This is a genomic window from Gilliamella sp. B3482 (assembly GCF_026536805.1).
Lineage (GTDB): Bacteria > Pseudomonadota > Gammaproteobacteria > Enterobacterales > Orbaceae > Gilliamella > Gilliamella apicola_E.
This window is the reverse complement of record NZ_JAFNNL010000003.1, coordinates 166,966-185,201: the sequence shown is the minus strand read 5'-3', so window position 1 is coordinate 185,201 and position 18,236 is coordinate 166,966. Positions and strand designations below refer to the sequence as shown.

The 18,236-nt window shown below is 34.3% G+C and carries 14 protein-coding genes and 1 tRNA gene; 11 read left to right on the top strand and 4 right to left on the bottom strand.

The genetic code is table 11. The features are described from left to right. The first annotated feature begins 99 nt into the window (after nucleotides 1-99). The 5 genes from J3U18_RS06270 to J3U18_RS06250 all read left to right on the top strand — a co-directional run bounded on the left by J3U18_RS06270 (nucleotide 100) and on the right by J3U18_RS06250 (nucleotide 7,160). Entirely contained in the window at nucleotides 100-2,295 is a 2,196-nt protein-coding gene (locus J3U18_RS06270) for a TonB-dependent hemoglobin/transferrin/lactoferrin family receptor (protein ID WP_267353267.1), read from the top strand. An 89-nt stretch (nucleotides 2,296-2,384) separates the two neighbouring features. Further along, on the top strand, nucleotides 2,385-4,043 hold the full coding sequence (locus J3U18_RS06265) for an ABC transporter ATP-binding protein/permease (protein ID WP_267353266.1): 1,659 nt from the start codon (nucleotides 2,385-2,387) through the stop codon (nucleotides 4,041-4,043). Between the two features lie 45 nt (nucleotides 4,044-4,088). Next, nucleotides 4,089-4,616 carry a HugZ family protein gene (locus J3U18_RS06260; RefSeq protein ID WP_065562842.1) on the top strand — a complete coding sequence of 176 codons (528 nt, stop codon included), beginning with the start codon at nucleotides 4,089-4,091 and terminating at the stop codon, nucleotides 4,614-4,616. A 200-nt stretch (nucleotides 4,617-4,816) separates the two neighbouring features. Beyond that, the gene (gshA, locus tag J3U18_RS06255; protein ID WP_267353265.1) at nucleotides 4,817-6,379 is read left to right on the top strand and encodes a glutamate--cysteine ligase; all 1,563 of its coding nucleotides are present in this window, start codon (nucleotides 4,817-4,819) and stop codon (nucleotides 6,377-6,379) included. Between the two features lies 1 nt (nucleotide 6,380). Then, the gene (locus J3U18_RS06250; RefSeq protein ID WP_065562840.1) at nucleotides 6,381-7,160 is read left to right on the top strand and encodes an endonuclease/exonuclease/phosphatase family protein; all 780 of its coding nucleotides are present in this window, start codon (nucleotides 6,381-6,383) and stop codon (nucleotides 7,158-7,160) included. On the opposite strand, the gene J3U18_RS06245 is transcribed toward J3U18_RS06250, so the two are convergent. From J3U18_RS06245 to rnhA, 3 genes are all read right to left on the bottom strand, one after another. After that, nucleotides 7,141-8,391, bottom strand: a complete 1,251-nt coding sequence (locus J3U18_RS06245; protein ID WP_081303339.1) for a transglycosylase SLT domain-containing protein — start codon at nucleotides 8,389-8,391, stop codon at nucleotides 7,141-7,143. The genes J3U18_RS06250 and J3U18_RS06245 overlap by 20 nt on opposite strands. A 42-nt stretch (nucleotides 8,392-8,433) precedes the next feature. Next, a complete protein-coding gene (gloB, locus tag J3U18_RS06240; protein WP_267353264.1) occupies nucleotides 8,434-9,030 on the bottom strand; it encodes a hydroxyacylglutathione hydrolase in 597 nt (198 codons plus the stop codon). 173 nt (nucleotides 9,031-9,203) lie between these two features. After that, the gene (gene rnhA, locus J3U18_RS06235; protein ID WP_065562837.1) at nucleotides 9,204-9,677 is read right to left on the bottom strand and encodes a ribonuclease HI; all 474 of its coding nucleotides are present in this window, start codon (nucleotides 9,675-9,677) and stop codon (nucleotides 9,204-9,206) included. A gap of 158 nt (nucleotides 9,678-9,835) precedes the next feature. Between rnhA and dnaQ the strand changes: the two genes are divergently transcribed. The 3 genes from dnaQ (at nucleotide 9,836) to J3U18_RS06220 (ending at nucleotide 11,216) form a co-directional block, all read left to right on the top strand. Continuing rightward, entirely contained in the window at nucleotides 9,836-10,567 is a 732-nt protein-coding gene (gene dnaQ / locus J3U18_RS06230) for a DNA polymerase III subunit epsilon (RefSeq protein ID WP_267330356.1), read from the top strand. Between the two features lie 123 nt (nucleotides 10,568-10,690). Further along, a tRNA-Asp gene (locus J3U18_RS06225) sits at nucleotides 10,691-10,767 on the top strand. A gap of 86 nt (nucleotides 10,768-10,853) precedes the next feature. After that, complete coding sequence (locus tag J3U18_RS06220) at nucleotides 10,854-11,216, top strand: YbaN family protein (protein WP_267353263.1); 363 nt, start codon at nucleotides 10,854-10,856, stop codon at nucleotides 11,214-11,216. Between the two features lie 95 nt (nucleotides 11,217-11,311). On the opposite strand, the gene J3U18_RS06215 is transcribed toward J3U18_RS06220, so the two are convergent. After that, nucleotides 11,312-12,364 carry a hypothetical protein gene (locus J3U18_RS06215; RefSeq protein WP_267353262.1) on the bottom strand — a complete coding sequence of 351 codons (1,053 nt, stop codon included), beginning with the start codon at nucleotides 12,362-12,364 and terminating at the stop codon, nucleotides 11,312-11,314. Nucleotides 12,365-12,878: 514 nt separating this feature from the next. Between J3U18_RS06215 and J3U18_RS06210 the strand changes: the two genes are divergently transcribed. The 3 genes from J3U18_RS06210 to J3U18_RS06200 all read left to right on the top strand — a co-directional run bounded on the left by J3U18_RS06210 (nucleotide 12,879) and on the right by J3U18_RS06200 (nucleotide 18,196). Then, nucleotides 12,879-15,650: a flavocytochrome c gene (locus J3U18_RS06210; protein ID WP_267353261.1), complete on the top strand. Its 2,772-nt coding sequence runs from the start codon at nucleotides 12,879-12,881 to the stop codon at nucleotides 15,648-15,650. A gap of 29 nt (nucleotides 15,651-15,679) precedes the next feature. Then, nucleotides 15,680-16,639: an FAD:protein FMN transferase gene (locus J3U18_RS06205; protein WP_267353260.1), complete on the top strand. Its 960-nt coding sequence runs from the start codon at nucleotides 15,680-15,682 to the stop codon at nucleotides 16,637-16,639. A 90-nt stretch (nucleotides 16,640-16,729) separates the two neighbouring features. Beyond that, on the top strand, nucleotides 16,730-18,196 hold the full coding sequence (locus J3U18_RS06200; RefSeq protein ID WP_267331940.1) for a DASS family sodium-coupled anion symporter: 1,467 nt from the start codon (nucleotides 16,730-16,732) through the stop codon (nucleotides 18,194-18,196). Nucleotides 18,197-18,236: the final 40 nt, after the last annotated feature.

Sequence of the window (18,236 nt, the reverse complement as noted above, 5' to 3'; positions counted from 1 at the left end):
ATATTTTCTATTTTTGCTAGATTAATTAGTAAAAAATGATAATTATCAAATATTGGGAATTAATTTGAGCAGTTTATTAATATAACTTTGTGGTGAAAAATGAAAATAAATAAAATCTTTTTAACCGTTTTGACTGCTTCAATCTCCTTCTCAGTATTTGCTGCTGATGATGAATTGGAAACTATGACGGTTACGGCTAGTAGACAAAAAAGAGCCAAATTAGCTATTCCAGAAACCGTTGATGTCATCTCTAGAAAGAATATAGATGATCATCAAATGTCAACAATGGAAGATTTAGTTAGATATTTACCGGGAATATCAGTTAATCGGCAAACTTCAGGGACCGACCCTTTTGGTAATTTAGGCAGTATTAGAATACGTGGTATGGCGGGTAACCGTATTCAAATGCAAGTTGACGGTTCAAGAGTGATTGAAAGTATCCAAGACGGCAATAGAAATTTTATTGATTTAGCAAATATAAAAGCTGTTGAAGTCATTCGTGGACCTGGCTCGGTATTATGGGGGGCAGATGCTGTTGGTGGGGTAGTTGCGTTTAAGACCATAGATCCTAGTGATTTACTTAAAGGTAAGTCTTATGCTGTTCGAGTAAGTGGCGGTTATGATAGTTTAAATAAACAAAATACCAAAACGAGTATGTTAGCGCTTGAATTGATGCCTAACTTAGAAGGATTGATCAGTTTTAGTCGAAGAGATTACCAAGAAACCAAGTTAACTAAAGCTAAAGCAAATGGCGGTATTTGGGGCTGTCCACGTGGCGCAGATGCTATTAAATGTAATAAATTAAATCCGTTGGATGCTAAATCTGAAAATATGTTAACCAAATTGGTTTATCGTAATGATACTCGAGAAACAAAGTTAGCATTTGAGAATTTCCGTTCTAATTCGTATGTAAAACAAATGTATGATTATGGATTACAAACCAATGGAACATTCAACGGGGATTATCAAAGAACACAAATTCAAACTCGTAAAAGGTTTGCGATTGATGATAGTTGGACTCCCGAAATAAGCTTTATCGATCAAATCAAAACCATGTTCTCTTACTCGCCGCAAGAACGTTATTTAAAATCGCATCGTCAACAAAAAGATCGAAGACAAACACCGATTTATACTTATACCACGAATGATTATAAAGAAAAGTTTTGGCAGTTGGATCTTCAGTTAAATTCAAACGTTGATTTTTTCAATACAACGCATGATTTAATTTATGGTTTTCAAGGGGATATTACCCGTAGCAATTATCGTAATGAGAGCACAAAAAATGGCGTAAAAACCATAGGTGGCGGATTTAATTTTGCTAACGCTAAAACGCAGCGTGCAGATATTTATCTTCAAGATGAATTTCACTTTATATCAGAAAATTTAAAAATTAAACCGGGTTTACGATATGCAACGTATAAAATTAAACCCAATACGGATAGCCATTATGCGGTGGTTAAAGGCAAAGAACCTCGTGATTTGAGTTCACATCGCCTCATTCCGCAGTTAGGCATATTATATAACATCACTGATCAATACTCTGTTTATGCCCGTTATGCTGAAGGATTCAAAATGCCAACGGCTCAACAGCTTTATACCTCATTGCCTTCGGTAACGATGAATCTGATTCCTAACCCTAAACTAAAACCTGAAAAAGTGAAATCTTATGAGACCGGCATCAGAGGCGATTTTTCAGAAGGTTGGTTTAGTGTAGGCTTATTCAAAGCTGATTATAGCAACTATATCAAGAATTTCATTCGGGTTGGACCGAAGGATTATACCTACAAAAATTTATCCAATGTTAATCTATGGGGCATTGAAACATCGGGCGAGTGGCATTTTGCGCCAAATTGGACTTTGAATGCTTCAAGCTCATATCAATATGGAAAAAAACAAGATTCCCCCGGTGATAAAAAAACTTATTTTAATGAAGCCATGCCTCTGCAAGGTAATATCGGTTTGAAATGGAATGTTCCCGATTTTAATTTTGATACTGAAGTCGTCGGCACTTTTTCCAAAGCGGTATCTCACGTTTCTAGGGATAAATCCTCATCAGATGAAATATTTAAACCAAGCGGTTATGCAGTCTATGATGCCTATTTAAATTGGCACCCTAGCAAAAATATTACTATTCGGGGATCGGTGTTAAATATATTTGACCGCCGTTATTTTAAATGGCCGATGTTTAGTAGTTATTATAAAAATCCACAAAATAATGTAAAAGTGACGAATCCTATCGAGCTTCAAACCGCACCGGGAAGAACTTTTGCAGTTAGTGCGGTTATTAATTTTTAATCATTAAAGTTAAATACTTCTGTCAAATTGATAATTGGCAGGAGTTGATTTAGAAAAAGGCAGTTTTGAGAGTATAAGTTGTGCAAACATTGAAAAATATAATCTTGCTTATGAAGCTTTGCTTCAAAACAAGACAAGGTAAATATGGTTACTGTTATGCTTTAATTATTATTTGTTTAAATATTGTTTTAATTAAAATTAGTCTTGAAATGATTAATTGGAATAAAAACTTTTTTAATGCATTAGAAAAATATGACATGCAAGGCGTTATTACCCAATTAATCGTTTTTGTGTTATTAACTATTTCGGGGGCAATAACTTACTTAATAATTGAATTTTTAAGAAAAACCTTAGTGATTACATGGCGCAAGGTTTTAAATGATTCGATACTTGATAAATGGCTGAATAACAAGGCATATTGGTATTTAAATCAAGACCAAATTGATAATCCTGATCAGCGTATTTCCGAAGACTGTCTGCTATTTATTGAGCGATTAACAAATGAAGGCTTTTCGCTGATTACTCAATGTATAGGCCTGTTTTCCTATTTTATGCTTCTATGGAAAATTACCGATAATTTTGTTTTAAATTTTAGTCTATTCAATATTGATATAAGTATTTCTCATTATTTAATTTGGCTAGCACCTATCTATGTATTATTCACTTCTTGTATTGCCCACATGCTGGGGCGCCCCTTAAAAAACGTGTTAATTGAACAACAACACTTAGAGGCAAATTATCGCTTTGTCTTAACTCGATTTCGTGAATCGAAAGAGGCAATCGCGTTAGCGAATGGTGAAAAAGTGGAGAAACAACAATTTGAACAGCATTTTAATCATATTATTAAAAATTGGTATTTATTAATTAAACGACAACTTATTTTAGGCTGTTTTACACGGCCTTATTATTTAACGGTGTTAAGTGTGCCTATTTTCTTTTCTTTGCCTATCTATTTAATTGGTAAAGTTAGCTTAGGTTCTTTAATGCAAATTAGTAAATCATTTAGTAATGTTGTGACTAACTTGTCTTGGTTTATTTTCAATTATACTAAACTTGCCGAACTTATTGCATGTAGTTATCGTTTAACCCAGTTTTTTGAAAAAGCTAATCAAGCTGCTCATCAATATCAATCAGCTAGCCAATTAGAGATTAATCAAGATGCATTTTCCATTGAAGATTTAACTATAAAAAAACCGGATGGCACTGTTTTATTAACACTACCCAATCTTTATCTTAATAAAGGCGATTCGGTTGTTATATCCGGTGCATCGGGTATAGGTAAATCAACATTTTTCAAAGTAATTTCTGGCCTTTATCCCAATTTTGAGGGGATGATTAAAGTGCCAAAATTAAAGACATTATTTTTATCGCAAAATGCCTATTTTCCGGTTGGGGGATTAGCTCATGCAATAAGCTATCCGCAACCTTTGTTTGAAAAAGATTTAAGTTTGATTAAGCAACTTCTATTAAAAGTTGGTTTTTCTACAGAATTTATCGATAGAAATTTACTCAGTGATAATTTAAAAACACTTTCCGGTGGTGAAAAGCAACGACTAATGATTGCAAGAATTTTAATGCATAAACCTGATTGGATTTTTATGGATGAAACAACCAATGCGTTAGATAAGCAGTCAGAAAAACAATTGCTGAAATTGTTAAAGACAAACCTACCGACAAGTAGTTTTATTATAATTTCTCATACTGATATTTCGAACTATTTTGATAAATGCATCCAATTGAATTTATAACAATGAAGTTAATAAGTTAACTGAATAGACAAACAAGGAGTAATTATGGCTGAGTCCAAAAATGATGTTGTTGAAAGTACAATAGAAAATTTACATGAAACAATTCGCACAATTATATTATCAACAATGACTAAAAATGGTGAAGTAGATACGAGTTATTCACCTTATTTTTTTGATGGAAAAGATTATTACGTTTTAATATCAGATCTCGCCCCTCATAGTCAAAATATGAAAGATAATGCAAATCTCTCTTTTTTAATTATTGATGATGAATGCAATACCAAGAATATCTATGCTCGTAGACGACTATCGTTCCGTGCAACAACAAGCATTGTTGAAAGAGAATCTGAGCTTTTTGATAACATCATTGACCAACTTGCTAAAAGGGTAAGTAAAATGGTGTATATGTTAGCGGAAATGAAAGATTTCAATTTGTTTAAAATCACACCAACAGTCGGTAGATTAGTTTTAGGTTTTGGAAAAACCTATATTGTTGATCATCAGAATAATCTTATCACACCGGTCGATGAGGATTATGTCGCTAATCAAAAAATTGAACAAGCCAATAAATAAGCTGATTCATTAGCAAAGTTACTAACCATTATCTATCTAGTAGATAATGGTTTCTTATTTGTGACATTCTTTTAGTTTATATTATTTTGTATATTGATAGATTTCTATTTTCTTTTTAATAGTCACAAAACAGCCTATATAAACCATTAAACTATGCTAAAATTAAGCCAATTTAAACTGAATTTAGGAAATATAAAATTATGATTCCTGATGTTTCTAAAGCACTCAATTGGTTGGAAAAACACTATACAATTTTACAAGGCATTCAACGGGGTGTTGAACGTGAAACGCTCAGAATTTTACCAGACGGCTCTTTAGCAAAAACACCTTTTCCTAATAAAATTGGTTCAGCATTAACTCATCCTTGGATAACAACCGATTTTGCTGAGTCGATGCTTGAATTTATCACGCCGGTTAATACGAATATTAATTATATGCTCACGTTTTTGCGTGATTTACATCGTTATGCTAGTGTCAGTATCGGCGATGAGATGATGTGGCCATTAAGTATGCCTTGTTTTGTGGCAAATGAAGACGATATTATTTTGGCGCAATATGGCTCCTCAAATGAAGGGCGTTTTAAAACGGTTTATCGAGAAGGATTGAAGAATCGTTATGGCGCAATGATGCAAACCATATCCGGCGTGCATTATAACTTCTCTTTGCCTATGGCATTTTGGCAAGCCCGGTTTGGGGTGAAAAACGCCGAAGAAGGAAAAGCGGTTATTTCTGAAGGTTATTTTACTTTAATACGTAATTATTATCGATTTGGTTGGGTGATTCCTTACCTGTTTGGCGCATCACCTTCTATGTGCTCTTCATTTATTCAAGATAAGCAAAAAGCTAAAGCATTTATAGAACAAACCAATGGTAACTGCTTTTTGCCTTATGCAACTTCATTAAGATTAAGCGATATTGGTTACACCAACAATGCCCAGAAACAATTAGGTATTACCTTTAATCATCTAGATACTTATGTTGAAGGATTAAAACGTGCCACCCATGTCAAATCAGATGAGTTCAGCAAATTAGGCATTAAAGTTAATGGTCATTATCGACAACTAAATGATAACGTTTTACAAATTGAAAATGAATTTTATGCACCAATTCGTCCTAAACGAGTTCCTAGAGCAGGGGAGTTACCTTCAGATGCCTTATTACGTGGTGGAATAGAGTATATTGAAGTACGTGCGCTTGATGTTAATCCATTTTCACCAATAGGTATTACTGAGGAACAGATCCGCTTTATTGATCTATTTTTGATATGGTGTGCGTTAGCGCCAGCGCCTGAAATGAGTAGTGCCGAACTTGAGTGTACAAAATTAAATTGGAATCGGGTTATTATGGAAGGGCGTAAACCTGGTCTTGAAATTGGTATCGGCTGTGATAGTTATCGTGAGCCATTATCGAAAGTCGGCCACGAATTATTTAAAGATTTGCTCCGTGTTGCTGATGTATTGGATCATCAAGATGATAAACAACATTATCGTAAAGTTTGCGAACGGCTTGATCTGATGTTTGATCAGCCTGAATTAACACTTTCAGCAAGAACGCTTGAGGCTATCAGTGATTTAGGTACTGCTAAATTTGGCTTAGTTTTAGCAACTCAATATAAAAATCAGCTTAGTTCAGAACCTTTGCAATTATTGACTGATGGTGATTTTGTTCAGCAAAGAACTATGTCAATTGAAAAGCAACAAAAGAAAGAACAGAATGATACTTTGTCATTTGATGATTATTTAAAAGAAAAAATGAACGGTTAAAATGTTTAAACATCGAGACTATACACTACGATATCAAGGAAATAGTAGTGTTGAACTGATATTACCAAACCATAAGATAGTCAATGATGAACCACTAATTGATCAATCATCATTCTCGGTTTTGGTTTGGAATATTTTTAAACAAAAACGGGCTGATTGTATTAAAATTCTTGAACAATATGCGAGCCAATCAAAGTTAATGCTATTACAAGAAGCCCAAACAACACCACAATTATTGAATTTTATATCTGCGAATAACAAAGTTGCAGATCATGTACCAGCTTACTGCTTTAATGATATTTTTGCTGGAGTTATGACTATAACTGATTCAGCACCGACTAAAATATTATCGTTTAGAGAAAAAGAGCCATTTATTCGGGTACCCAAATCAGCTCTAATTACTGTTTATCCAATTAAAAATTCTACTAAACAGCTGTTAGTTGCCAATATTCATGCCATCAATTTTAGTATTGGTGTAAAGATATATCGTCAACAGATGTATATGTTATTAAATTATATTAAGCAACATGATGGACCAGTGATTTTGGCAGGTGATTTTAATGCATGGAGTCGGCAACGACTGAATTTACTCTATCATTTGACTCGATCAATAAATCTTAAACCGGTTAATTTTGCTATTGATATTCGAAAAACGTTTTTAGGTAGGCCATTGGATTTTATTTTTTATCGAGGTTTGAAGCTTGATGCGGCTAAGATAATTAGTACAGCCGCATCGGATCATAATCCATTATTAGTCAATTTTAAAATGAATTCGAATTGACTAAATTAATTGTTAATACATCACCTTCTTTTACTCGTCCATTTTTTAATTTATTCCATTGTAAAAGATCGGTGATTTTCACTCGGTAATTCCTCGCAATGGAATAAAGATTATCACCAGCTTTAACTTGGTAAGTAATCTGTTTTTTGCCATTACTTAAAATAGATTTAGCATCTTTAGCATTTACTGTACTGTATTGAATTGTCGTTGATTTAATTTCAAACGGCATATTGTTATGTGGCACATCTTCTAAAAGCTCAGTTACTTGACTAGTAACTAAATTCTCATTTTTCAACTTTTTGAATAGTTTATTAGCATGAGAATAAGGAACTAATAGATGAAAAGGGCCATTTACAGTTTGTTGCACATAACCGGCATTGTATGTCATTAAATCATTTAGTGATAATCCAGTATATTGCGCTATTTTAGACAATGAAATGTTTTTAGACATATCAATTCTAACTAAAGAGTTTTGATAATTACAATCCGGTAGTTTAATTCCATAACGTTTATTGTTTTTAACAATGTCGATGATAGCTAATATTTTTGGCACATAATGCATTGTTTCTTGTGGTAAATCTAAAGACCAATAGTCAATAGGTAGTCCTTTAGCTTTATTTTTATCAATCGCTCGTTGAATTCGACCTTCACCTGCATTATATGCAGCTAATGTTAATAACCAGTCGCCATTAAAGCGGTTATTAAGATTTTGTAAAAGAGATATAGCTGAGCTTGTTGAAGCAATTAGATCTCGACGTCCATCAAAACTACTGCTACGTTTTAAACCATATTCTTTAGCTGTAATTGGCACAAATTGCCATAAACCAGCCGCTTGAGCAGGCGAGGTAGCTAAAGGGTCATAAGCACTCTCAATTAATGGAATTAAAGCAAGTTCAACCGGTAGCTTATTTTTTCGTAACTGATTAATGATGTAATATACATAAGGTTCAGATCGTAATGCAATATTTTCAAATCCCTGTGGATTACGCAGCAAACGTTCTCTTTCCGCGACAACTCGGCTGTTGTTCGGAACATTTACGTTAATTTGAGTTAGCATGTAATGCCAAGGATTTTGCGTGACTGAAGCGTAATTAACACCACCACTTTTAACGCTAGAATTAACTATTGATTTAGAATTGTATGGTTTTGAGCCAGAAGTGTATCGCGACCCTTGGTTTTGACACCCGACTAAAAAAGCACATAACACTGTAAATATTAATAATTTTTTCATTAGATTATAAGTTAGGACATTAATTTAAACGACTTATTATACCTAAAAAATGTCCTTTTGGCTCCTAAAAAAAGCAAACAGTTCTAACTCATTGTTACAATTGAATTTGTTTTGTAAAGATTTTTCTTTACACCGTAAAAATAAGTTAATCTGTTTTTCTTTGGTTAAAATAGAAGGCAAAGTAATTTTCTTTTTGCAAATATAATTATAATATTCATGAATAACTTTATCATGTGGAACCATCATTTGTGCAAAGTTCAAATTAGCTTTAGTATATTCGTGTCCTGCACAAATAAACGTATCATCAGGTAGTCGCTTTAAATTATTAAGCGAGCTTAGCATTTGCTTATAATCACCCTCAAAAATTCTACCACAACCAGCAGACATTAAGGTATCACCACAAAATAGATATGGTCGGCAATAATAAGCTAAATGTCCTAATGTGTGTCCCGGTACTGAAATAATATCAAATTGAAAATCAGCAATTGATATTTTATCTATATTATCTAGATAGTTAATCTGCAAATTAATTTCACTAGGCCCATAAACTTCAATATCGGGATAAAATGCTTTTAGCTCTGTTACCCCGCCAGTGTGATCGATATGGTGGTGAGTTAGTAAAATTGCAAGGGGTGACAAGTGATGTTTTTTTTAGATAACTAATTACAGGGGCAGCTTCACCTGGGTCGATAATAACAATTTGTTTATCGTTGTTTTCCAACAACCAAATATAATTATCTTTTAGGGCCGGGATAACATGTAATCGATACATAGGTATTATACCTTCTTAGTTATCTAACTGTTTTTTGTATTCAGTCCTTTAACGATGCTTCAAAAATAGTATCATGTAAAGTTGGGGATTCGGCTTGATTTTTAGCAATAATATCACAACGCTCATTTTCGATATGACCAGCATGACCTTTAACCCAAATCCATTCAATAGTATGTGATTTAGCTATTTCATCTAAACGTTGCCACAAATCAACATTTTTAACAGGTTGTTTATTTGATGTTTTCCAGCCATTTTTTTTCCATCCATGAATCCAATTCATAATGCCATTACGTAGATATTGGCTGTCAGAATACAGTTGAATTTGACACGGTTCTTTAAGAAGCTCTAAAGCAACAATTGCAGCTAATAATTCCATTCGATTATTGGTAGTTTTAAAATAACCTTGAGCTAATACTTTTTCTGTTTGTTTATATTTTAAAATTGCGGCATATCCACCGGGACCAGGGTTACCCAAACAAGAACCATCTGTGAAAATTTGAATTTTTTTTAACATACTAAATAAACTTTGCCTATTGAATAAAATTTAGAATTAAATAATGTGATGTTGTGTAATTAGTGGCGAAAACACTGTAGGTATCAACATCAGCGCATTTTGGTGTTAGACTATACCATTAATTATTAAATTTCCCAATTTTAGAAGAAGAGTATAACGTGATAACACATTCAACACGTCAAATTGTATTAGATACTGAAACAACAGGTATGAACCAAGACGGTAATAATCACTATGAAGGGCATAAGATTATTGAAATTGGTGCTGTTGAGGTATTAAATCGGCGACTAACTGGCAATCATTTCCATGTTTATATCAATCCAGAACGTTTAATTGATGAAGAAGCCTTTAGAGTTCACGGTATAAGTAATGAATTTGTTAAAGATAAACCAATATTTAAAAATATAGCACATGATTTTATAAAATTTATTGATGGTGCTGAATTAGTCATTCATAACGCATCTTTTGATGTCGGATTTATGGATTATGAATTTCGTCTTTGTGGTTTAAATTTTAAAACAGCCGAACATTGTATTGTTACTGATACACTAGCTATGGCTCGGCGGCTTTTCCCTGGTAAACGAAATAATCTAGATGCACTATGTGAGCGTTATCAGATTGATAATTCACATCGTACACTGCATGGCGCTTTACTTGATGCTGAGATTCTAGCTGAAGTTTATTTAGCAATGACAGGGGGGCAAACGACGTTAGCATTCAGCGCTGAAGATAATCCATTATCAATGTCAAATAATACCGTCAAGAAAATTGAACGTAATGGAACTCCTTTAAAGATAATTAAAGCAAATGAATCTGAACTCTCTGCTCACGAGTCAATTTTAGAAAAGATTGATAAAAAAAGTGGCGGGGCATTATGGAAAGCACATTAAAGCACATTAATGATTGTTTTCTATTCAATTGAACTTTATTTTTAAAAATTTTATTGACGAAAATAAAAATAATCTTTAACATCACGCCTACTTTGATGTTCCACATTAAAGTATCTAAAAAGCGGAGCGGTAGTTCAGTTGGTTAGAATACCTGCCTGTCACGCAGGGGGTCGCGGGTTCGAGCCCCGTCCGTTCCGCCAATTCTTATTTTTCTTTATACTTTCCTTGTTTATTATAATTGTGCTATCTTCGATATCCTATGAATATTAATTAAATTGATTTAGACATGCTAAAAAAATCGATATTTGTTGTTCTAGGTGGAGTTTCTTTTGCTTTAGGAACTATTGGTATTTTTATTCCTTTATTACCTACAGTACCTTTTTATTTACTTACTGCATATCTATGGTTAAATAGTTCAGAGCGCCTCTATAACTATTTTACACAAACTAGTTACTATCAAACTTATATCCAAAAAATGCTAATTGAAAAGAAGGCAACCAAGTCAAGTTTATTTAAGATGTTGGCAATGGTGTTTGTTGTGCTACTTATTCCTTTTATTATTTTTAATTCTTTACATGTTAGAATAATCTTAGCCACTGTGTTTTTTGCTCATGTCGTTTTTGGCTACTATTATTTTAATAAAAAGTGATCAATATTAAGGTTGAAATTAAGAGAAAACAGGGTAAATAAGTTACCCTGTAACAAAAGTATTAGCTCTTTATTGCGATGTATTATTTTTTACTATTATTTCAAACTCTTTTTTATTTCAATAGCAAGTAACGGATTCCACATCGCACCTGTTGCACTCATTACAGCATCAGCACCATTTTTTATAAATTGATGATAATGTTCACTGTTACTAACTCCACCAACACCTATAATTGCAAATTTTAAATCCATTTGTTTACGATATTTATCGAGTCGACTAACCATATCTAAGCCAGCCCAACGAATTGCATCGCCACAGATACCGCCTTCTTTTCGATTTTCACCTAAAGCTGGATGACCATTTGCGTCAACAGGTTTTGCTGACAACGTATTAATCGCGCTTAACCCATCAACTATATTTCCAATACGAGTTAATAATGAAACGATTCTTTCATCATCTGGGAAGTAAGCTAATTTCAGGATAAGAGGGCGGTCAGGTACAGCATTTTTAATTTCTTTAACAATTCTTTCAACTCTATCTACATCAAAGCAAAGTAATTTACTTGCACCTTCATTCGGGCAACTTAAATTAGCTTCTAAAATTGGTGCATAGGTTTCTCTTACTAATTTAGCGGCTAATGCATAATCTTGTTCTATCACTCCATTACCTTGAGTTCCTTGGAAGCTACCAATAACACATTGTCCTGGACCAGCAGCTTTAACAGCATCAGCCATATCTGGTTGCCATATATCAGGAGCAAATGATGGAACCCCAAATGAATTAGTGATTGAAAGAGGTTGGCTATAATTAGTATCAGCTAAAACTGTGTCTAAATTACACGTAAGTTTACCTTTGGGATGAACAGATAAAACATTAGGTAACGGATGGCATTTGTGTAATTTTGTTCTTACCGTTTTATATACACATAAATCGAATCCATAAGCAAATGCTGCTTTAATATAATTTGCATTTAATAAAGGTCCAGCGGGTTGGCCAAATGGTAAATTAACATCAACTTTTAAGAACTTGGTTGATTTAGTTGAAACTTGTTCTGCTTTGTCTAATTCTGCAAAAAGTCCAAAAGGTCCTTTAGCATAATTATCTTCATAGCTAATACTTGGGTTATAAAAAGGGATCAAAGGTTTCATGGTATCTCCTGTTTATGGCTGTTCTGGAAGTGGTATTGTTTAGTAATTTGATATAAAATTGGAAGGTTGAATTTATAGATATAAAAAATCCTCCATAAAGGAGGATGAATATTCAAAATAAAAAGACAATTCAATTTTATTATTGGTTTATTTGTATGGACCACAAGCATAATCAAATTCTCTTTTCTAAAATTGGTAAGCATTTTAGTCGAATAAAAATAAAGTACAAGTGATAGAAGTTAAAAAAAATATAAGTAAATGAAATAGTTATAGTGTTTTTTTTTAGACAGGTTTATGCAGTATTGTACGCAAACACTTTCAAAATAACATAAAAAACAGACAATTCTTTTTGTTATATCCATAGATTGTTTTATAAATTATTAATAAATTTGAATAAATTTTTGTCGAAAAAATGATATTTTCCGACTAATGAAACTTATGTAAGTGGAGAAGAAAAATTTCGGATGTTATGATCCACGTTAACATTTAAATATTAATGATTAGGTAATGAAATATGAAAAACGAAGATATTTTTAAACCAGTAATCTTACCCAATGGTGTTTCCCTAAAAAATCGTATTATGATGGCACCAATGACTACTTGTTCAGGGTTTTACGAAGGTTCTGTTACGCATGATTTAATTGAATATTACCGAGCAAGAGCGGGTGAAATTGGCACTATTATTGTTGAATGTGGATTTGTTGACAATAAAGGGTTAGCGTTTCCCGGTGCGATTGGTTTAGATAATGATGATAAAATAGAAGGGTTAGCGAAGATCGCTAAAGCCATTAAAGAGAAAGGCTCCAAAGCGGTTATCCAAGTTTATCATGGTGGCCGTATGGTTGAGCCTAAACTTATTGGTGGACAATCCCCAGTTGGGCCAAGTGCGATAGCTGCACCACGCCCGGGCGCGGCGACCCCAATTGAATTGACGGCAGATGAAGTTGATGAAATGATTGATAAGTTTGGTCAAGCTGTTCGTCGAGCGATCCAAGCTGGATTTGACGGGGTCGAAATTCATGGCGCTAATACCTACTTAATTCAACAATTTTACTCACCTAACTCAAATCAACGAACTGATAAATGGGGTGGTAGCCGTGATAATCGAGCTCGATTCCCATTGGCTGTTCTAGATATTACTCATAATATGGTTAAAGAGTATGCCAATCCTGATTTTATTGTTGGTTATCGTTTTTCGCCGGAAGAATTAGAAGTACCTGGAATTCGTTTTGATGATTCGATGTACTTACTTGAAAAATTGGCTGAAAAGGGACTTGATTACGTTCACTTCTCTATGGGGGCGATCTTAAGACCATCTATTGTTGAAACTAATGATCCAACGCCTTTAATTAATAAATATGTAGCAATTCGATCACAGACATTAGCTAAAATTCCGGTTGTTGGTGTCGGTAATGTGGTTAATATAAGTGATGTCGAAGCAGCTATGGATAACGGCTTTGATCTGGTTGCAGTTGGTCGGGCATGTATTGCTTATCCTGATTGGCTTAGTCGAGTCGAAAAAGGGGAGAAACTTGAACTCTTCATCAATAGTGATAAACGTGAAGAACTCAATATACCTGAGCCACTATGGCACTTTTCATTGGTTGAAAGCTTGATTCGTGATGTGAATCTTAATGTAAAAAAATTCAAGCCGGGCAATTATCAAGAAAAGGTTAATGATGAGTCTTATGAATACTTAATTAATGTTGAATTAGGTAATGACTTTGTTAAAGACATGCAATTGCTCAATGCTAATGATTTTGATAGTGAAGTGGTCAACAACTTTTCTGAAATCAAACATCGTATTATTGACTCTAATAGTCCTCACGTCGATGCAATTTCCGGCGCGACATCACAATGTGAAGCGTTCAAAAAAGCCGTAACGAAAGCTATGGCGAAATCAAATAAAGAAGCTATCCTTGCTGAGGGTGGTGATCCTAATGATAAAGCTTATGATGTGGTGGTTGTTGGTAGTGGTGGCGCTGGACTAGCAGCCGCTATTCAAGCACATGATTTAGGAGCAAGTGTAGTTGTGGTTGAAAAAATGTCGGTTATTGGTGGCAATACAAATAAAGCTTCTGCCGGTATGAATGCAGCCGAAACTAAATTCCAAAAACTTAAAGGCATTGTGGACAGTAAAGATCTGTTCTATAAAGAAACCTTAACAGGTGGTAAAAACAAAAATAATCCTGAGTTACTTCGTTATTTTGTTGAAAATGCTCCTGATGCCATTGACTGGTTAGATAATAATGGAATCGAACTTAGTGGTATCACAACAACGGGGGGCATGAGCATTGACCGTACGCATCGCCCGGCAAGTGGCGCTGCTGTTGGCGGATTTTTAATTAGTGGATTGCAAAAAAATATCAACCGACGTGGTATTGAAGTCATGCTTGATACCAATGTAACTGAAATATTAACTGAGAATCATAAAGTTGTCGGAGTTAAAGTCAGTGAAGAAGACGGCTCCGTTCAAACAATTAAAGCCAAAGTGGTTATTATTGCTACTGGTGGATTTAGTGCAAATCGTGAAATGGTTGAAAAATATCGACCAGATCTGAAAGGATTTGTTACCACTAACCATAAAGGTGCTACTGGTTCCGGAATTATGATTCTAGAAAAACTCGGAGCAGGCACAGTGGATATGAAAGAAATTCAGATTCATCCAACTGTTGAGCAAACAACTTCGTATTTGATTTCCGAATCAATTCGTGGTGGCGGGGCGATACTGGTCTCCCAAAAAGGGCAACGCTTTGTCAATGAGTTAGATACTCGTGATAAAGTTTCAGCAGAAATTATTAAATTACCTGAGCATTATGCGTATATTCTATTTGATCAACAAGTACGTAATGAAAACAAAGCTGTTGAAGAATATGTATCACATGATTTAGTCGTTCAAGCTGATACGATTAAAGATCTTGCTGATAAACTCTCAATTGATAGCAATACTTTATCTCAAACTGTTGAGCGTTATAATCAGTTCGCTGAAACAAAACGTGACGAAGACTTTGGTCGAACGACTGGTATGCGACATCCTATTAACAAAGGACCATTTTATGTGATTAAGATTGCTCCGGGTGTGCATCATACTATGGGTGGGGTAACGATTAATACCGATACTCAAGTTTTAGATACGGATAAACATGTAATACAAGGCGTATTTGCTGCTGGCGAAGTGGTCGGTGGTGTTCATGGTGCCAATCGTATCGGTGGAAACGCTGTTGCTGATATCATTATATTTGGTATGCAGGCAGGTAGAAAAGCCACTGATTACATTAATCATTAATTGACTAATATGACTTAAGCTTGTTTAAAATGCTTAATTCAAGCCATGAATATACTCAAGTATTAATGGGTACCACGGTTTCATTAACGCTTTATGAGCCTAATGAAGCCGTAGCTCATAGGGTGTTTCACACCATAAAATTACTTGAAGATAAATTGACCGTTAACCGCAGTCATTCAGAAGTTATGTCGATTAACGCTGCTGCGGGTAAACATCCGGTTATCGTTAGCCGTGCTGTGTTTTCGCTTATTGAGCAAGCTTATAAAGTCAGTTTAATGCCCAATAGTTGTTTCAATTTTGCTATTGGTCCTTTAGTCAAATTATGGAAAATCGGTTTTCAAGGCCAGCAAGTTCCCTCCCCACAGCAAATTTATGATCAACTATTATTAACCGATCCTAGCGAAATTGAGCTTGATCCTAAAACTTGTGCAGTTTTTTTGAAAAAAAAGGGAATGGAAATTGATTTAGGTGCTATAGCCAAAGGCTACATAGCAGATGTAGTTAAAGTAGTCCTACAGCAAAATAACATACATCAAGCTATTATCAATTTAGGTGGTAACGTCTTAACTTTAGGCAAATCACCCTTAGATAGGAATGGCAATTGGCAAATAGGTTTGAAAGAGCCATTTTCACTCAACAATCAATTGGCCGGGACTATTCAAGTTAATAATAAATCTGTTGTTACATCAGGGATTTATGAGCGTTACTTTACCTTAAATAATCACCGTTATCATCACATATTCAACCCTTCAACCGGTTACCCGTTAGATAATGAATTAGAAAGTGTAACGGTAATTTCAGATACGTCGCTTGAAGGAGATATTTTTTCAACTATTCTCTATGGATTAGGGGTTAAAAAAGCTAGTAAATATTTGATTGAACATCCGAGTTTATCAGCCATATTTGTTTTAAAAAATAAAACAATCGAACTAGTTAATACTGATAATTTTGCTTTTCAGCTAATTAGCCAACATTATGTTTTACATTAACATTTTATTGGAAACGAAAAGATTATATCAAACTGAATCGTTTTTATTATGAATTAAATTAAGTCATTTTTAATTAAAAAGGAAAATACTATGAACACAGTGAAAAAACCACCTGTCAAATGGTTACCGCTCATAATTATTGCTGTTATTTCAGCAATATTATGGCAATTTGTTTCTCCGCCAGAAGGAATTAGTATTGAAGGTTGGCACACAAGTATCATCTTTGTTGCTACTATTGCCTGTATTGTCGCTGAAATTATGCCAATTGGTGCAATTGGATTATTAGCGATAACGGTTTTTGCGGTTCTAAGACCATCAGGGGCAGCAACAGCGACAGAGGCGATTAAAATTTCATTAAGCGAATTAAACAGTAGCCTTATTTGGCTTATCGTTATTGCTTTTATGATAGCACGTGGTTTTATCAAAACAGGGTTAAGTAAGCGTATAGCTTATTATCTAGTTAAACTTTTAGGTAGAAATACATTAGGTTTAGCCTATGGCCTGTCGGTAACGGATATGGCATTAGCTCCAGCTATTCCTAGTACGACAGCTCGTGCTGGCGGTGTGATTTATCCAATCGCTGAAGCATTAGCGATCAATTTTAAGTCAAATCCAAAAGATGAATCAAGAAATCGTATTGGCACTTTCTTAATGTTAAACATTAGTCATGTAAATGATATTACATCAGCAATGTTTTTAACCGCTTTTACCGGCAACTTGCTGGCAGCCAAATTAGTTGCCAATGCTGAAAAAATTAACATTACTTTGGGTTGGGGAGAATGGTTTTTGGCTGCGATCGTTCCTTGCTTAGTCTCATTTATTGTTATTCCTTTAGTTATCTATTTTTTTACTAATCCTGAACTTAAGAAGACTCCGGAAGCGCCTAATTTAGCCAAAGTTGAACTTAAAAAAATGGGATCACTAACCGGTAAAGAAATTATTATGGGTACAACTGTTATTTTACTGTTAGGTTTTTGGATTTTTGGTAATAATTTTGGTATTGATGCAACCACTACTGCATTTATCGGCTTGACAATTTTAATTTTAACTGGCGTTCTTAGTTGGGAGGATATTAAAGGTGAAAAAGCCGCTTGGGATACCTTGATTTGGTTTGCTGCATTATTAATGATGGCTGGGCAAGTCAGTAAACTTGGCGTAACTAAATGGTTGGGCGATACAATTGGTAATGCCGTTAAAGGTCACTTAGGGGATAGTAGCTGGATTTTAGTCATTGTTATATTGTGTGTAGCCTATGTTTATCTGCATTACTTCTTTGCGAGTGGTAATGCGCATATCGCTGCTTTATTTCCCGTATTTTTAACGGTTGCTGTAGCACTTGGTGTACCGACAATGATTGCTATTTTTGCATTAGTTATTTGTACTAACTATTTTGGTTCGCTTACCCAATTTGCTAATGCTCGTAACCCGTTACTGTTTGCTGAAGGCTTTGTACCGGTTAAAACATGGTGGAAAGTCGGTTTCATTTGTAGCGTAGTAAATTTAATTATTGTTTTCACTATTGGTATTTTATGGTGGAAAATCATTGGATTAGGCTAAAAGCCTAGCTTATCACCGCCAGTTAAACTGGCGGTTTTTT

What these genes read in the sequence shown, in the direction of transcription:
- J3U18_RS06270 (WP_267353267.1), top strand. Translation starts at nt 100, where the DNA reads ATGAAAATAAATAAAATCTTTTTAACCGTTTTGACTGCTTCAATCTCC.
- J3U18_RS06260 (WP_065562842.1), top strand. Translation starts at nt 4,089, where the DNA reads ATGGCTGAGTCCAAAAATGATGTTGTTGAAAGTACAATAGAAAATTTA.
- gshA (WP_267353265.1), top strand. Translation starts at nt 4,817, where the DNA reads ATGATTCCTGATGTTTCTAAAGCACTCAATTGGTTGGAAAAACACTAT.
- J3U18_RS06250 (WP_065562840.1), top strand. Translation starts at nt 6,381, where the DNA reads ATGTTTAAACATCGAGACTATACACTACGATATCAAGGAAATAGTAGT.
- J3U18_RS06245 (WP_081303339.1), bottom strand. Translation starts at nt 8,391, where the DNA reads ATGAAAAAATTATTAATATTTACAGTGTTATGTGCTTTTTTAGTCGGG.
- rnhA (WP_065562837.1), bottom strand. Translation starts at nt 9,677, where the DNA reads ATGTTAAAAAAAATTCAAATTTTCACAGATGGTTCTTGTTTGGGTAAC.
- J3U18_RS06220 (WP_267353263.1), top strand. Translation starts at nt 10,854, where the DNA reads ATGCTAAAAAAATCGATATTTGTTGTTCTAGGTGGAGTTTCTTTTGCT.
- J3U18_RS06215 (WP_267353262.1), bottom strand. Translation starts at nt 12,364, where the DNA reads ATGAAACCTTTGATCCCTTTTTATAACCCAAGTATTAGCTATGAAGAT.
- J3U18_RS06210 (WP_267353261.1), top strand. Translation starts at nt 12,879, where the DNA reads ATGAAAAACGAAGATATTTTTAAACCAGTAATCTTACCCAATGGTGTT.
- J3U18_RS06205 (WP_267353260.1), top strand. Translation starts at nt 15,680, where the DNA reads ATGCTTAATTCAAGCCATGAATATACTCAAGTATTAATGGGTACCACG.
- J3U18_RS06200 (WP_267331940.1), top strand. Translation starts at nt 16,730, where the DNA reads ATGAACACAGTGAAAAAACCACCTGTCAAATGGTTACCGCTCATAATT.